This is a genomic window from Phocaeicola dorei (assembly GCF_013009555.1).
Classification (GTDB): domain Bacteria; phylum Bacteroidota; class Bacteroidia; order Bacteroidales; family Bacteroidaceae; genus Phocaeicola; species Phocaeicola dorei.
The window spans coordinates 3,247,384-3,264,261 of sequence record NZ_CP046176.1; the positions used below are offsets into that span (position 1 = coordinate 3,247,384).

Here is a 16,878-nt window from a genome sequence, read left to right on the forward strand (position 1 = left end):
GTCCGATTATCATAAAATCAACATATTTGCATCAACACTTTCTCCGGATTTCCACCATGCTTTTCAACATTTCTTCCCATCTTTCCCTAAAAAAGTCCACCTCTATTACAATTGAACTTCAAATTCAGAACAAAACTGAAAAAAGCCAGTTTAAATTTTCTTTGAAAAAATACTGAACAACATTAAAACAGAAACTAAGAGAAGTAGGCTTCTTTTTTATTATACAAGCATTAAAATCACATATTTTTAGTAATTTTGCACCCAAATTCACCATATAAAACAAACCAATAAAAAGAGGATGAAAGCATCAGTACGTTTAGTTCGTTTTGCTACAATAGGAACCTTAAATTATCTTATTACCATGTTAGTGATATGGATTGTGATGAGTTACTTCTCATTCAAAGGAAAATATATAGTAGCAAATATTATGGCATATCTCATCGCTCAAACCCATAATTTTATATGGAGCAAATATTGGATTTTTCCTTCCAGCAATCCCCAAAACAGTCTTTGGCAACAAATAATGCTCTTTTGTACCGCTTTCGGTATTGCCTATGGCATACAACTTCTTTTTGTGATACTGATGATAGAAGCAATAGGGATCAAAGAATTTACAGCACAATTTATTGGAATAATAATATATGGAGCAGTTAATTTTATGGTAAACAATAGAATAACATTCCGATAAATATATTTCAAAACTTATGGCAGACAATTATATAGAAAGACAATACGAACAATATGAAGCCCGAAAGGCTGCATGGGAAAAAAAACGTAAACAAGGAAAGAAGAAAACGATTTCCGTCAAGCTTCAACCAAAGGACCTGACAGACAATACGATCAAACTTCCTAGAAAAGCATTCATCACAGGAGGTGCCGATGGCATAGGGAAAAACATTGTGAAAGCTTTCTGCAACTCACAATACCAAGTCGCCTTTTGTGACAAAAATAAGGATTTAGGAATACAGACAGCCAAAGAGACCGGAGCAATTTTCTACCATACCGATGTAAGAGATAAAGAATCCCTTGAGAACTGTATGCACGAACTTTTTAAAAAGTGGGGGGATATGGACATCATTATCAACAATGCCGGAATAAGCGAATTTTCTCCCATCACAGAAACCAGCGTGGAAGATTTTGATAAAATTTTGTCCATCAATCTGCGACCTGTATTTATCACCTCACGCACATTAGCTTTACATCGCAAATCCCAAGCAGAAAATCACCCGTATGGCAGAATTATCAATATCTGTTCCACCCGTTATTTAATGAGCGAACCGGGAAGCGAAAGCTATGCGGCTTCCAAAGGAGGAATCTATTCACTGACCCATGCACTTGCTTTATCCCTTGCCGACTTTCATATCACCGTAAACTGTATTTCGCCGGGATGGATTCAGACCAATGATTACGAACGGCTACGCCCAGAAGATCATGCCCAACATCCATCAAGACGAGTAGGCAAACCGGAAGACATAGCACGTATGTGTTTATTTTTATGTCAAGAAGAGAATGACTTCATCAATGGACAAAATATCATCATCGATGGTGGAATGACCAAAAAGATGATTTATTTGGAATAAAAACGAACTAAAGAAAATATCTATAATGAATAAATAATCACTCATGAAAATACATCATATCGCCATTTGGACATTTCATCTGGAAAAATTAAGGGAATTTTACACTCGTTACTTTAACGGAACAAGTAATGAAAAATACATTAATTCCCAAAAAGGTTTTGAATCTTACTTCATTTCATTTGAAAGTGGTGCTACATTAGAGTTGATGAGTAGGATTGACGTGCAAAATGTTCCGATAGAAGAAAACAGATTGGGATTGACTCATCTAGCTTTTTCTTTTGAAAGCCAAGAAGCTATCTTATCACTAACGGAACAGCTACGTACTAAAGGATACCATATCGTAGGTGAACCTCGCATTTCAGGAGATGGCTATTTTGAAAGTGTGGTACTAGATCCAGATGGAAACCGGATAGAGTGTGTTTACAAAAAAAAGCAGGAATACCCTCCTGTGAGAAATCATGTAATAGAAACTGAGCGACTTATTTTACGTCCTTTTACAGAGAATGATACAGAAGCTGTTTTTAACTGTTGCCAGAATCCCAACCTAGGAAATAATGCTGGTTGGAAGCCTCATGACACGCTGGAAGAATCTCTGAAAATTCTTCAAACAATATTTATACCACAAAAAAACACATGGGCCATCACTAGAAAGGAAGACCAGCTTCTGATAGGAGCTATAGGAATTCTACCAGACCCTAAGAGAGAGAATTCAAATACCGGAATGATAGGTTATTGGCTAGACGAAGCCCAATGGGAAAAAGGATATATATTTGAAGCCGCCTCTGCTGTCTTGGACTATGGCTTCAACAAACTAGGATTAACTTTGATCAGTGCAAATTGTTATCCTCAAAACAAACGTTCACAACGTGTTTTGGAGAAAATGGGGTTTGCATACGAAGGTATTCTCCATCAAGCCGAAGTGAGCTATGATGGCAAAATATATGATCATTTGTGTTATTATTTAGAGAAAAACAACCTAAAATAAGTTTTTCATTTTATAGATGATCATTAAACACCTATTCTGCTTCATTATTAATTTTGTTAATCCTTAACTTCTCCAAAAGGATATATACGCGTCTAAAAAAAATCAAAACAAAGCAATCGTTCTTGGGTAAAAACATTTATCCAAGAACGATAAAAATACACCTAACTCTCCTTCAGACATTATTTGAAAAAATCAATTGAAATAATACAGGAAAATAGCGATGCCTTCAAGTGCTTTCTTCGATTGGTCTTTTATCTCAATTGTAAATTTAATTTCAGCCTTGGCTACGCCACGCAGATTCTGTAAAGAATGAAGACTTGCTACCATACGAATACTCTGACCTGCTAGAACAGCCTGTCCAAATTTCATCTTGTCCATACCATAGTTGATCATCATTTTCAGATTATTCACTTCTATAATCTGGTTCCACATATGTGGAAGCAACGAAAGAGTCAGGTAACCATGTACAATAGTGCTATGATAAGGACTTTCCACTTTAGCACGTTCTGTATCTACATGAATCCACTGATGATCCAAGGTAGCATCTGCAAAAAGATTAATTCGGTCTTGCGACACTTCCACATAGTCGGAAATACCAATCTGCCGTCCTAGCAGCTTCTCAAAATCCTCGTACGAATTAACAACAACTTTATCCATTATTTCTTTGTTTTAAAGGTTATACACTAATTGAATACAAAAATAAGAAAAAATAGTCCTATATTTGCACCTTATTCACACAAAAACTTCATTACAGATGAGAATTATTGAAAGAGAACAACGTACCGCAGAACAAATGATCCGAATTTATTGTCGGTACAAGGAAGGCAATAAAGAGCTTTGCCCAACCTGTCAGCAGTTATTGCATTATGCACATAACAGATTAGAGCATTGTACATTCGGTGAACAAAAAAAGACTTGCCGCAACTGTCCCATACATTGTTATAAACCAGAAATGAAGAAACGAATGCGAGAAGTAATGCGATATGCTGGTCCGCGAATGATTTTTTTTCATCCCATAACAACTATCAAGCATTTCATTCATAAATAAACAGAATGGACAGAGCACAATTTTATAAAGAAGTATATAGCATTATAAAAGAAATCCCCTACGGCAATGTTTCTACTTACGGAAAAATAGCACAGCTTATAGGCAAGCCCCAATGTTCACGAATGGTAGGACAAGCTTTATCTCATGCACCAGAAGAACAACATCTTCCTTGCCATCGGGTAGTAAACAGCCAAGGAAGACTAGTTCCCGGCTGGCAGAAACAAAAAGAATTATTGGAAAAAGAAGGGATCACCTTCAAGCCCAATGGATGCGTCAATATGCCCAAACATCTATGGGACACTACTGGTTCACTCACATCGACAATAGGTATTAGCCCCACAAGTACAACGTGGCAATAATTGCTCACTCAGTTCATCCCGATAAAACTCATATAATTCACAATACATCGTTTCATAAAGTTCGGAAATACGATATTCCAATTCGGTTTCATCCCCATAAACATGCTGAAACGGGTCATCGAAAGAAAAATGCTTCCAGTTTTTCACTTCCTTATTAAAATCACCCTCCACTTCCTTCGCTTCTTCACAGAGAGTAATCACATAATCCCATGGCTGATGACAATATATATCCACATCACTAGCTTTCTTACGAGAACAGTCGTATCCATTCTGTTCCATCACCCCTACCACTGAAGATGGTATCACTCTTCCCGGCAGAACTCCAGATGTAAATATCCTTATACCATGTCCAAAAGAAGATAATATCTTCTGTGCCATACGACTACGACACATGTCATTATTACTCACTAATAAAATATTCATCGCTATTTCTATATTTAGATTCAATGATTATTTTCATTCATCCCTACTAACATAAAAATACTCTCTTTATCTATCTGTCAAAAAAAGATCTCTCAAGGTATAAACTAATATCCGATATCCAGCTCCATTCAGGTGCAAATCATCAATGGTCAAATCAGGATTCAATTTATCATTCAATAACAATTTGTCGAACACATCTAAATATACAACATTAGTTTCTTCCTTTATCTTCTCTCTAATTTTTCCATTTAACAAAGCTATAAAACAGTTCACTGCTGTGCCATCCATAAAATCATTACGCGGAAAAATACAGAATAAATAAGTACCACGAGAAGAAATAGCACCAACCGCCTTCACATACCTCTCCACATAAACATCCATATTTTCTGTATTCAGATTATAAATATCATTAGTCCCCAATTGAACAACCACATAACTATCCGAAACATCCTTATGAAACATCTCCACATAATCCAGCCCTTTCCCCGGAACACCATAATTGTAACATTCCCATTTGGGAAAATAAGACTCAAACGGCCAATAAGCAATGTGACTATCACCAATAAATGAAATTTTAAGTTTTCCTTCCATACCTACCTCCTCACCAGTCTTTTTGGAGAGCCACTCCACGAACACCCCAAACAATAGACAATAGTTAAATCAAACCCTTCCATATTCTCTTCCAAATTTCTCGGTACCACTTCTCCTTCATCCGATACATAAACTAACAACCTTTCTTTCCTCTCATTTTTAACGTATAACCCTGCAATTTTGCATTGCGGACACAACAATTTTCTCATGCCTACTTTCTTTTTTTATCCAAAATAACAAACCAACACCCAATTTTTCTTATAAATCATCGACAAAAATAGAAAAAAAATCAGTTGTATAGCATCCATAGTGAATTTGCACAACATAAAAAGATTATTGGCAAGAAAATACCTATCTTTGCCCAAGAATATAAAACCGCAAAATAAAAGTGTAGCTATGGAAATAAAATTAGACAGAAAAAAAGATTATATTACAAAATCTGATCACAAAGAACAAATAATGAAATATCTATCATGGAAAATCAAACCTTTTGCCCTCTACCATGAAATCCGTGAAATAAGCCGAATATTCAATTTCTCTCCGGAAGAAATAGAAAGTATTTTGAAAGAACTAGAAGATGAAAACAAAATATTCCCTTTAACAGCAGAAGGGCCACGAGACATACACTATATGTTGAAGGCTGACATCCAGCTGCAACTTCTTATAGATATGAAGAAAAGTCCTCAAAAACCAGCTTTCCTCATCTCTTCCCGGCTTTCTCCCTCAAATAACTGGAGAAAAGAAGAGTGGGTTATCATCATTCAGGATTATGTACTAGGAAAAAATTTAAAAAGCCAACTCCCTTCTTACGCTGATTTCGAACCGTTACGCTACATATTAATGCATATGCCAACCTTTCCCGAATGGATGCCTTTTTTTCAAAATATTCCCATATACATCATCGACACTCTTTTTCACGAATACAAATATATATGGGCATCAGGGTTGCTTCATCCCAACATAACCTGTATGATAAACGGATACTTTGAAAATGAAAAAATAGAACCGACAATCCGAGAAAAATATAAATTGGAATTTGCATTTTACCAATATATCCTACCCGGACACATCAACGAAATTCCCCAAAAAATTTCTACTGATATGCCCGAAGGTATGTATTACCATGCTATTTATCACCAATATAGAGGCGATCTCAGCAAAGCTCTTGATCTCTATTCTCAATCATTGAAAGGAATGAATACTAAAACCTTTGACAACGCATTGCTCAATCTCTTCTATACCATTGCCTTACTAAACGACTCCACCATCGAGTCAAAAAAAACATTGCGAAACTTATTTATGAGAGATTATCTTCCATCAGAAATGATGCCTGCCCAACTACTTGCCCTTTATGCTTTAAATGAAAAAATGGAATCAGCCATAGAACATATTCTCTATAATTACGACAAATTTTCACCATTAGTCAAAGTTCTGATTATGCTTATAACACATCATTATCAACTTCAGAAAAAAATAAAACTAAACATAAGTAATGATGAAATACAGCAGTTCATTGACGCCGATCATCTTAAGTTATTACAATTGGAATGCTCTCTAGATTTCTCTCCTTACATTGGCAAAGCAGACTGTCTGATTCAAGAAATAGGCTTTCCCCCTTTACTCCCTCCCTTTCAAAAAATGAATGAATGGGAAAGAGTTCTTGCATTACTCTTAGATAAATCCAAAGAACTCTCACCCAAAAACAAAGAAAAAAAAGAAAGTTCCGAATCACAAAGCCGGATTATTTACCGTATAGACCGACACTACAACATTAATCCATACTTACAAAAATCAAAGGACGGCATTGTATGGAGTAAAGGACGTATCATTTCACTCACTACTTTTCAGCAAGGTATGTCCGAGATGAATGAAACAGATCACGCATTAACTTTATGTATTAAAAAACTTTCTAATGATTGGGAAGAAAAAAGCCGTATGCGCTTCAGTGGCGCCAAGCCTATTATGCAGCTGGTAGGATATCCTTTGGTATTTTCGGACGAAAATCCTGAAAGACAAATCACAATTCGAAAAGAAGAGCCACAAATAACCGTCATAAAAACAACTAGCGGTTTCAAAATAGAAAGCAATGTAGACACGAACAAAATTGAAGGGAATTATATGGTAAAAAGAGAGAAAGAAACGCTTATAAAAATAATAGAACTCCGCAATTTTCAACGTGATATCATCCTAATCTTAAATCGTATATCTATATTCCCGTTACAGGCTGAAAAACAGTTAACTGAAGTATTACAGGAATTAAACAAAAACTTTATTATCCATTCCGACTTGCCCGCATAATAACCTCACAAGAAGAACGAATCATTATCAACTATATTAAACGAATTATGATACATTTTTTTAAGAATTCCATTGCCGCTATAAAGTTACCCGATAAGTTCACTTATCCTTTTCACTATACCCCTCATCCACTTTGCATAATAGCGACTAAAGAAGTACAAGCCTATCTGGCAAGTCAATCCCAATGGCAAAAAGAATTGCAACAAGGAAAAATGTTTGGCGTCCTAATTGTACAAACACCCGAGAATAAAATAGGTTATTTGGCCGCATTTTCAGGAACATTGGCTAGTAAAAGCCATCATCCTTTCTTCGTCCCACCAATTTATGATTTGTTACAACCACAAGGATTCTTCAAAATAGAGGAAGAACATATATCTGCCATCAATGTACGCATTAAAAAGACACAGAACGATCCCCATTACATAGATTTGCTCCGACAAATTGAAAAAGAAACAATGCAGTCCCAGCAGGAATTGACAGAAGCTAAAGAATTTTTCAAATCCGCTAAAAAAAACAGAGAAATCCGGCGTAAGACGGGAGTTCCCGACGCAAAGGAATTAGCTGCAATGATACGCGAAAGCCAGTTTCAAAAAGCTGAATTAAAACGCATGGAAAAAATGTGGAAAGAAAAAATCGCTTCACTACAAGCAGAGGCCGATACTTTCATCACAAAAATAGAAACAATGAAGATAGAAAGAAAAAAACGTTCTGCCACTTTGCAACGAAAACTATTTGAGCAGTTTCAGATACTAAACGCCCGTGGAGAAACAAAAGATTTATGTCGTATTTTTGCACAAACTATACAAAAATTTCCTCCAGCCGGAGCCGGTGAATGTGCTGCTCCCAAATTACTCCAGTATGCCTATAAGCATCAATTAAAACCTATTGCCATGGCAGAATTCTGGTGGGGAGATTCTCCAAAAGCAGAAATAAGACATCATGGATACTACTATCCAGCATGTAAAGGGAAATGCGAACCTATCTTGAAACATATGTTACAAGGACTGGAAGTGGAAGAAAACCCCTTGTTGAAAAAACATTATCATGAAATACCATTAGAGATAGTATATGAAGATAATTACCTAGTCGTAGTCAACAAACCAGCAGGAATGCTCTCGGTTCCAGGAAAAGGAGAAATCGACTCTGTCTATCAACATATAAAGACACTTTATCCAGATGCCACAGGTCCTCTGATAGTCCACCGATTGGACATGGCGACTTCCGGTGTGTTATTGATAGCAAAAAACAAAAAAGTACATCAGCATCTGCAAGCACAATTCAAGAATAGAATGATAAAAAAGCGATATATTGCCTTATTGGATGGCAAGATTCCCTCTAAAGAAGGGACTATAACACTCCCCCTCCGTATGAATCCTCTTGACAGGCCCAGACAAATAGTAGATCATGAACATGGAAAAACCGCTATCACACTGTATCGGGTTTTAAACGAACAAGAAGGAAGAACACTTATTGCCTTTTATCCATTAACAGGACGGACACATCAATTAAGAGTACATGCCGCCCATCCGGAAGGATTACATTGTCCTATACGAGGAGATGAACTTTACGGACGAAAAGCAGACAGGCTTTATTTACATGCTGAAAGTTTAGAGTTTGTTCATCCTATAACTAAAAAAATAATTTTTGTAGAAAAGAAAAGTAATTTCTGATAGTTATTGCTCAGAAAATTTATCTGTAGGTGCCGAAAAAAATATTTTCAGCACCTCACACACTAAATTAGTATTTTACCATTCCTGAGGTGGCATCCGTTTTATTCTTCCATACACATATATAAATGCGGGAATCAAAAAAATTACTGCAAATATCCATGCCGTAGGGTCACCAAAACAAACAGCTAAATAGCCCAATGCTGGTACCGCATAAAGACTAACCATTATACGGGCAATCATTTCGGATACCCCCGACAACATAGCCAAATTGGTAAAGCCCGCCCCCTGAATGGAATAACGCAAGATACAAAGTAAACCCAAAACCGGAAAAAAAGAAACGGAAATATGCAAAAACAGTTCCGTATCCTTCAGAATCTCCCATTCCACAGGGTCAACAAATAACAAGGCAAAAGTACGCGCTCCCAACATCAAGACTCCAAACATAAAAGCACTATAAATAGTCATCATCAATACACTCGCCTTGATTCCCTGCCAGATACGCTTCGGCTTTCCTGCACCGTAATTCTGTCCACTATAAGTAGCCATAGCTATACCCAGACTCTCAAGTGGACACATACAAAACATCTTAATACGCATAGCAGCCGTAAAAGCAGCCACACAAGCAGTACCCAACGCATTATTCGCACTTTGCAACATAATACTGCCGATAGCAGTAATAGAGAACTGCAATCCCATCGGCACACCTATATACAATAAAGTCTTTGCCAACGCTCCTCGAAATTTATGTTCTGCCGAAGTCCCCTTCAGAATCTCAAAGTGACGCATCATATACAAATAACACAACACTGCCGAAACACCTTGTGAGAATACCGTAGCTAAAGCCGCTCCCGCAACTCCCCAATCAAGTACCAAAATACAAAAAAGATCAAGCAAAATATTCAATATCGTAGAAAAAAGCAAAAACCAAAACGGAGTCTTGCTATCACCCAATGCACGAATAATACTTGAAAGCAAATTATAGAAAAAGGTACAGGGCACCCCGATGAAAGTAATCAGCAAATAAAAATAAGCATCTTCAAGGATGTTCTCCGGGGTCTGCATCATCTGAAGAATATCCGAACAAAACATACTAGTCACAATAGCAATTACCACAGACATCACCACTGCCAATTGTAAACTAACTGCCACAAAACGCCGCATCATACCATAATCCCTTGCTCCAAACTTCTGTGCAACAGGAATACCGAAACCACCACAACAGCCATTGCAAAAGCCTAATATCAAAAACACCACCGAAGTGCTAGCTCCTACAGAAGCCAAAGCATTAATTCCAAGAAACTTACCCACAATAGCAGCATCCATCAAGGAATAAGTCTGCTGAAGTAAATTACCCAGCAATAAAGGAAAAGCAAAATTCAATATCAAAGGGAACGGACGTCCCGAAGTCATCTCTCTCGAAGTTGCCATAACATGAATGTATTGTAAATTCGAGCACAAATATATACCATCCTTTGTAAAAATACATATTCTAGAACTTCATTTCAACGAATACCCATTAATTAAATGATACATATCAATTTTTCTCGGAGAACTATCATCTTTCCCAAAATCCTGAATAGAAAAGCAACAACACAGCAAACAATTCCAAACGCCCTATCAACATAAGGAACGACAATACCCATTTAGCAGCATCGGGCAACGCCGCCCACGAAAAAGCAGGACCGAATGCCCCTAACCCCGGTCCTACATTGCCTAAGCTAGAAATAACCGTACTCATCGCCTCAGTCAGCCCCACCCCGAAAAACATCAGTAGTGTCCATCCGACCAAAGCACAAAACAAATAAAATACAAAGAATGTATTCACCGAAGCAATAATGGAAGGCGATATAACCTGACGGTTCACACGAACAGGCAATACAGCCCTAGGATGCAGCATCCGTTTGAATTCATTCTTGATATTACGCGCCAGAATCATAAGGCGCATGTTTTTGATTCCCCCACTAGTAGACCCCGTACATCCACCCGACAACATAGCAAAAATAAGAAGCATCCATGTAAAAGATGGCCACAAGTTATAATCATCCGTTGCAAAACCGCATGACGTATGTGCCGTAGCCACTTGGAACAGAGCCCTGCGGAATGCCTTTTCCCAATCATAATGATTCTGAAAAACTAAGGCAAGCGTGATAACAAGCGTCAGAATACTTACTGATTTCATAAACCAACGGAATTCATCATCCTGAAATAGACGCTTGCCCTTCCCTTTCAGGCACATAAAATAGAGAGAGAAATTAATACCCGAAAGAATCATAAATATCGCTATTACATATTCTATAAACGGAGAATTCCAATAAGCCACACTGGCTTGTTTAGTAGAATAACCACCTGTAGCCGTTGTAGAGAATGAATGACATACCGCGTCAAAAAAACTCATTCCTCCTATCATCAGCAGCATAGTTTCTACAACTGTAAGGATAGCATATATCATCCACAGCCACTTAGCCATCACATCAATCCGAGGATGTGTTTTGTCGTGCGTCACTCCGATAGCCTCAGCTGAAAAAAGTTGTATAGTTCCTCCCCCGAAAATAGGAAGCACAGCAATAGTAAAAAAAACAATACCCAAGCCACCTATCCATTGTGTCAGGCTACGCCAAAATAACAGGCCATGTGAAAGAGATTCTATATCATCTAATATAGTAGCTCCTGTAGTAGTAAAACCCGACATGGTTTCAAAAAAAGCATCTGTCACTGAAGGGATTCCTCCACTAAAATAAAAAGGTAGCATTCCAAACAACGTAAACAAAAACCAAGTAAAAGTTACAATACAGTACCCATCTCGTCGTGTTAGTCGATTCTCAGCACCTCTACTACAAATTAGCAAAACTCCACCGACCAATGTATTCAAAAGAATGGTATATAGAAAATATTGATAATCTTGCTCGCCGTAACATAAGGAAATAGCCGCACAAAGCAGAAACATAGCAGATTCAATAAAAAGTAATACTCCCAATACACGGAATATCATTTTTTTATTTATCAAGCTATTATTTCGGCTTCCACCTTTATATAATTTATCTGGATTATAAAATTCTCCCATCTTTTTATACCTTTTATATTTGACAAGTATATAGCGAATACTATGCCAAAATGAAAAAGCAGATTATAATCTCCTGATAAACAAATAGATACCATATTCAGTCATAAAAAAAGAAAAACACAACCCTTTTCAAAATGAAAGGGGGCGTGTTTTCAAAACAATAAGGTTGCAGATACGACGATCTCAAGCAAAATTTAAATTGCATACATATCTGCTAACACTATAACATCTTCCTCATTATAATGAATAGTGAATAAATATTTTAAGATTACCCACTATTTTACTATTTTTGCATCCAAATCGATAATCCTCTACTAAATTTAATTACGCCTACTGTGGAATTATTCTACAGCTGTTGCCTATTTTCCACACTTTCCCTATCAACAAAAGACAGAAATAAAGCACTGATTATGAATAGGAAAGACTATTTACAATAGTTTGGCACGCTGCTTGTATTTCTACTGATGGCATCTTAAACAATAACAAAACTAAAGTATGAAACTATTTTTTACACACAAAGAAATTGCGCTAAAAAAGAAAAGAACAGCGCTTGTAGTAATAGGTATTGGACTAGTTATCGGGATTTACCTGATTGTTTCCCATCAACCGGCAAAGATGCCGGAACTTCCAGTAGTTGCCATAGCACCAGCAACGCAAGACGATGTGGAAATATATGGTGAATATGTAGGACGCGTACGTGCACAGCAATTCGTTGAAGTACGTGCCCGAGTAGAGGGATATTTAGAACAAATGCTTTTCGCAGAAGGTACATATGTCACTAAAAATCAAGTGTTGTTTGTTATCAATCAAGATCAATATCGGGCCAAAGCTGACAAAGCGCGCGCCCAATTGAAAAAGGATGAGGCACAAGCACAAAAAGCAAAACGCGACTTAGAACGTATCCGTCCGCTATATGAACAAAATGCTGCCAGCCAGTTGGACTTGGACAATGCTACTGCTGCATATGAAACAGCAGAAGCGTCGGTAGCGATGAGTAGTGCCGATCTTGATCAAGCAGAACTGGAACTAGGTTATACTATAGTTCGTTCTCCATTAGCAGGGCATATCAGTGAACGTCACGTAGATTTAGGAACATTAGTCGGTCCGGGTGGCAAATCATTGCTTGCTACCGTAGTAAAAAGTGATACTGTATTAGTGGATTTCAGCATGACTGCTCTAGACTATCTGAAAAGTAAAGAACGTAATGTGAACTTAGGTCAAAAAGACTCCACCCGCTCCTGGCAACCCAATGTATCCATTACTTTGGCAGATAATACTATTTATCCATACAAAGGACTAGTAGACTTTGCCGAACCGCAAGTTGATCCACGCACAGGTACATTCTCCGTACGTGCCGAAATGCCGAATCCAGAACGGGTATTACTTCCTGGGCAGTTCACCAAAGTAAAACTATTATTGGATGTCAGAGAGAGTGCTACGGTAGTCCCGTTAAAGTCCGTTATCATAGAAAAAGGCGGCGCCTATATTTATGTAATGCGCAAAGATTCTACAGTAGAGAGACGTTTCATTGAATTAGGTCCTGAATTCCAAAATCAAGTAGTGGTGGAAAGAGGCTTGGCCCCCGGAGAAGACATTGTCATAGAAGGATACCACAAGCTGAATCCAGGCATGAAAGTGAAAGTAAGTCCTGCCGTAGAGGACAAAAAAACGGAGGAAGAAGATACGATCGGATAATTTCACTCCCGAATACGAATTCCCCTATGGAGGAAAATTTACGCATTCAAAAAAACAATAGACATTATGAAAGTTAGTTTCTTTATAGACAGACCGGTATTTTCAGCTGTCATCTCCATATTAATAGTCATTGTCGGTATCATCGGTCTCACGATGCTACCCATTGACCAATATCCGCAGATTACTCCGCCGGTAGTGAAAATCAGCGCATCCTATCCGGGTGCCAGTGCCCTGACAGTATCACAGGCTGTAGCCACTCCTATAGAGCAGGAATTGAACGGTACCCCAGGAATGCTTTACATGGAATCAAATAGTTCCAATTCGGGAGGTTTTTCAGCCACCGTCACTTTTGATATCTCGGCAGATCCCGATCTAGCGGCAGTGGAAATACAGAACCGTATCAAGTTAGCAGAATCACGCCTCCCAGCAGAAGTTATACAAAATGGTATTTCGGTAGAGAAACAGGCTGCCAGTCAATTGCTGACCCTATGCCTTACCTCTACCGACCCGAAGTTCGATGAAATATACCTTAGCAACTTTGCCACTCTGAATGTGCTGGACCTAATCCGCCGTATCCCTGGCGTAGGACGTGTTTCAAACATCGGAAGCCGATATTATGCCATGCAAATCTGGGTACAACCCGACAAACTGGCCAATTTCGGTCTGACTGTAGCCGACTTGCAGAATGCACTAAAAGACCAAAATCGAGAATCAGCAGCCGGTGTACTGGGACAACAACCCGTACAAGGATTAGACGTAACCATTCCCATCACTACTCAGGGACGTCTATCTACCGTAAGCCAGTTTGAGGAAATCGTAGTCCGTGCTAATGCCGATGGTTCCATCATCCGTTTACGTGATGTGGCCCGCATCTCACTCGAAGCACAATCATACAATACCGAGAGTGCCATCAACAAAGAAAATGCAGCGGTATTGGCCATCTATATGTTACCAGGAGCCAACGCTATGGAAGTAGCAAAAAGCGTGAAAGAAGCTATGGAGGAAATCAGCAAGAATTTTCCCGAAGGAATGAGTTACGAGATACCTTTCGATATGACTACGTATATTTCGGAATCCATTCATGAAGTGTACAAAACACTGTTTGAAGCCCTGATACTGGTTATCATCGTAGTATACCTTTCACTCCAAAGCTGGCGTGCAACAGTTATCCCACTAGTTGCCGTACCTATCTCACTGATTGGAACTTTTGGATTTATGTTGATTTTCGGATTCTCGCTTAATATCCTGACCCTGTTGGGATTGGTACTTGCCATCGGTATTGTGGTGGACGATGCTATCGTGGTAGTAGAGAATGTGGAGCGTATCATGGAAGAGGAGAAACTATCTCCCTACCAAGCTACCAAGAAAGCTATGGAAGGACTTACAGGAGCCATTATCGCCACTTCTTTGGTACTGGCAGCAGTATTTGTTCCCGTAAGTTTTCTAGGTGGAATTACCGGACAACTTTATCGCCAGTTTACGGTAACCATCGTAGTATCTGTATTACTGTCTACGGTAGTAGCTTTGACACTGAGTCCAGTCATGTGTTCACTTATTCTGAAACCGGAAGATCCGAACAAGAAAAAGAATATCATATTCCGCCGTATCAATAAGTGGCTGGCTATCGGCAATCATAAATATGTAGGACTCATCAAGCACATTGTGAAACACCCGCGTCGGGTACTGAGCACATTCGGCATGGTATTGATCGCCATCCTGTTAATCCATCGCATTATTCCCACCAGCTTCCTCCCCATCGAAGACCAAGGATATTTTAAAATAGAGTTGGAACTGCCCGAAGGTGCAACGTTGGAACGTACACGTATCGTGACGGAACGTGCTGTGGAATACCTGATGGAAAATCCGGCAGTGGAATATGTACAAAGCGTGGCAGGAAGCAGTCCGCGTGTAGGGACCAGTCAGGCACGAAGTGAACTGACTATCATCTTAAAACCTTGGGAGGAACGTGACTCGCAAACTATTGACGATATTATGGCACAGGTAAAAAAAGACATGTCGCAATACCCCGAATGCAAGGTATATCTTTCCACCCCTCCCGTTATTCCGGGATTGGGCAGTTCGGGTGGTTTCGAGATGCAACTGGAAGCACGTGGAGATGCCACTTTTGAAAATTTGGTACAAGCTACGGATACATTGATGTATTATGCATCAAAACGTAAGGAATTATCAGGTTTATCCTCGGCTTTACAAGCGGACATCCCCCAACTTTATTTCGATGTAGACCGTGACAAAGTAAAATTCGCAGGAGTACCTTTAGCAGATGTATTCTCGACCATGAAAGCTTATACAGGTTCGGTATATGTAAACGATTTCAATATGTTTAATCGTATCTACCGTGTATATATTCAAGCAGAAGCACCCTACCGGGAACATAAGGAGAATATCAACCTATTTTTTGTACGGGGTACAGACAATGCCATGATACCGCTCACCTCGTTGGGTACCACTTCGTATACCACAGGTCCGGGCAGCATCAAACGTTTTAATATGTTCAACAGTTCTGTGATTCGCGGTGAGGCCGCAGATGGTTACAGTTCAGGACAGGCCATGGAAATTATCGAACAAATAGCTCGCGAACACCTACCAGAAAATATCGGTGTAGAATGGAGCGGACTATCTTTCCAGGAAAAACAAGCAGGTGGACAGACCGGTATGGTGCTGGCATTAGTGTTCATGTTCGTGTTTTTGTTCCTTGCTGCCTTATACGAAAGCTGGATGGTACCGGTTGCAGTATTACTCTCTTTACCTGTAGCCGCATTAGGTGCCTATCTAGGTGTATGGGGCTGTGGGTTGGAGAATGATGTCTATTTCCAGATCGGATTGGTGATGTTGGTAGGACTGGCCGCCAAAAATGCAATTCTTATTGTAGAGTTTGCCAAAGAACAAGTGGACAGAGGAATAGATGTGGTACAAGCTGCACTCCACGCTTCACAACTCCGCTTTCGACCTATTTTGATGACTTCATTGGCATTCATCTTAGGTATGTTACCTATGGTTATCGCCAGCGGGCCAGGTTCAGCCAGCCGTCAAGCTATTGGTACAGGTGTATTCTTCGGAATGATCTTTGCTGTAACTGTGGGAATTTTGTTAGTACCTTTCTTCTTTGTACTGATATACAAGATGAAAGCGAAAATGAAACAAAAATAA

Annotated in this window: 15 protein-coding genes; 9 read left to right on the forward strand and 6 right to left on the reverse strand. The window is 38.8% G+C overall.

Annotated elements, in window-relative coordinates; genetic code table 11:
• Positions 1–298: 298 nt before the first annotated feature.
• Genes GKD17_RS13725 through GKD17_RS13735 form a run of 3 tightly spaced genes read left to right on the forward strand, consistent with a single transcriptional unit; the run spans position 299 to position 2,565 of the window.
• Positions 299–688 (forward strand): GtrA family protein, encoded by a 390-nt coding sequence (locus GKD17_RS13725; RefSeq protein ID WP_005852036.1) that lies wholly within the window; start codon positions 299–301, stop codon positions 686–688.
• Positions 689–704: 16 nt separating this feature from the next.
• The gene (locus GKD17_RS13730) at positions 705–1,580 is read left to right on the forward strand and encodes an SDR family NAD(P)-dependent oxidoreductase (RefSeq protein WP_007833315.1); all 876 of its coding nucleotides are present in this window, start codon (positions 705–707) and stop codon (positions 1,578–1,580) included.
• A 43-nt stretch (positions 1,581–1,623) separates the two neighbouring features.
• Positions 1,624–2,565, forward strand: a complete 942-nt coding sequence (locus GKD17_RS13735) for a GNAT family N-acetyltransferase (protein ID WP_007833314.1) — start codon at positions 1,624–1,626, stop codon at positions 2,563–2,565.
• 192 nt (positions 2,566–2,757) lie between these two features.
• Here GKD17_RS13735 and GKD17_RS13740 read toward each other — a convergent pair whose 3' ends face one another.
• On the reverse strand, positions 2,758–3,222 hold the full coding sequence (locus GKD17_RS13740) for a MaoC family dehydratase (RefSeq protein ID WP_007833313.1): 465 nt from the start codon (positions 3,220–3,222) through the stop codon (positions 2,758–2,760).
• A 97-nt stretch (positions 3,223–3,319) separates the two neighbouring features.
• Between GKD17_RS13740 and GKD17_RS13745 the strand changes: the two genes are divergently transcribed.
• Both GKD17_RS13745 and GKD17_RS13750 read left to right on the forward strand, forming a co-directional pair.
• A complete protein-coding gene (locus tag GKD17_RS13745; RefSeq protein WP_007844336.1) occupies positions 3,320–3,613 on the forward strand; it encodes a nitrous oxide-stimulated promoter family protein in 294 nt (97 codons plus the stop codon).
• A 5-nt stretch (positions 3,614–3,618) separates the two neighbouring features.
• Positions 3,619–3,972 carry an MGMT family protein gene (locus tag GKD17_RS13750; protein WP_007833311.1) on the forward strand — a complete coding sequence of 118 codons (354 nt, stop codon included), beginning with the start codon at positions 3,619–3,621 and terminating at the stop codon, positions 3,970–3,972.
• Here GKD17_RS13750 and GKD17_RS13755 read toward each other — a convergent pair.
• From GKD17_RS13755 to GKD17_RS13765, 3 genes are all read right to left on the reverse strand, one after another.
• Positions 3,922–4,395 (reverse strand): arsenate-mycothiol transferase ArsC, encoded by a 474-nt coding sequence (locus GKD17_RS13755; RefSeq protein ID WP_007844335.1) that lies wholly within the window; start codon positions 4,393–4,395, stop codon positions 3,922–3,924. The genes GKD17_RS13750 and GKD17_RS13755 overlap by 51 nt on opposite strands.
• A gap of 66 nt (positions 4,396–4,461) precedes the next feature.
• Positions 4,462–4,986, reverse strand: a complete 525-nt coding sequence (locus GKD17_RS13760) for an SGNH/GDSL hydrolase family protein (RefSeq protein WP_008656392.1) — start codon at positions 4,984–4,986, stop codon at positions 4,462–4,464.
• A 2-nt stretch (positions 4,987–4,988) separates the two neighbouring features.
• Positions 4,989–5,195: a hypothetical protein gene (locus GKD17_RS13765; RefSeq protein WP_007844333.1), complete on the reverse strand. Its 207-nt coding sequence runs from the start codon at positions 5,193–5,195 to the stop codon at positions 4,989–4,991.
• A gap of 187 nt (positions 5,196–5,382) precedes the next feature.
• Here GKD17_RS13765 and GKD17_RS13770 point away from each other — a divergent pair, with 187 nt between their 5' ends.
• Both GKD17_RS13770 and GKD17_RS13775 read left to right on the forward strand, forming a co-directional pair.
• A complete protein-coding gene (locus GKD17_RS13770; protein ID WP_032935849.1) occupies positions 5,383–7,284 on the forward strand; it encodes a hypothetical protein in 1,902 nt (633 codons plus the stop codon).
• Positions 7,285–7,331: 47 nt separating this feature from the next.
• Positions 7,332–8,954, forward strand: a complete 1,623-nt coding sequence (locus GKD17_RS13775; RefSeq protein ID WP_007833303.1) for an RluA family pseudouridine synthase — start codon at positions 7,332–7,334, stop codon at positions 8,952–8,954.
• A 75-nt stretch (positions 8,955–9,029) separates the two neighbouring features.
• Here the strand turns inward: GKD17_RS13775 and GKD17_RS13780 are convergent, their stop codons facing one another.
• Both GKD17_RS13780 and GKD17_RS13785 read right to left on the reverse strand, forming a co-directional pair.
• Positions 9,030–10,382, reverse strand: a complete 1,353-nt coding sequence (locus tag GKD17_RS13780) for an MATE family efflux transporter (protein ID WP_007833301.1) — start codon at positions 10,380–10,382, stop codon at positions 9,030–9,032.
• A gap of 127 nt (positions 10,383–10,509) precedes the next feature.
• The gene (locus GKD17_RS13785; protein ID WP_007833300.1) at positions 10,510–12,015 is read right to left on the reverse strand and encodes a TrkH family potassium uptake protein; all 1,506 of its coding nucleotides are present in this window, start codon (positions 12,013–12,015) and stop codon (positions 10,510–10,512) included.
• 495 nt (positions 12,016–12,510) lie between these two features.
• Here GKD17_RS13785 and GKD17_RS13790 point away from each other — a divergent pair, with 495 nt between their 5' ends.
• Positions 12,511–13,710, forward strand: a complete 1,200-nt coding sequence (locus GKD17_RS13790; protein WP_007833297.1) for an efflux RND transporter periplasmic adaptor subunit — start codon at positions 12,511–12,513, stop codon at positions 13,708–13,710.
• Positions 13,711–13,776: 66 nt separating this feature from the next.
• Positions 13,777–16,878, forward strand: coding sequence for an efflux RND transporter permease subunit (locus tag GKD17_RS13795; RefSeq protein ID WP_007833295.1), 3,102 nt, complete (start codon positions 13,777–13,779; stop codon positions 16,876–16,878).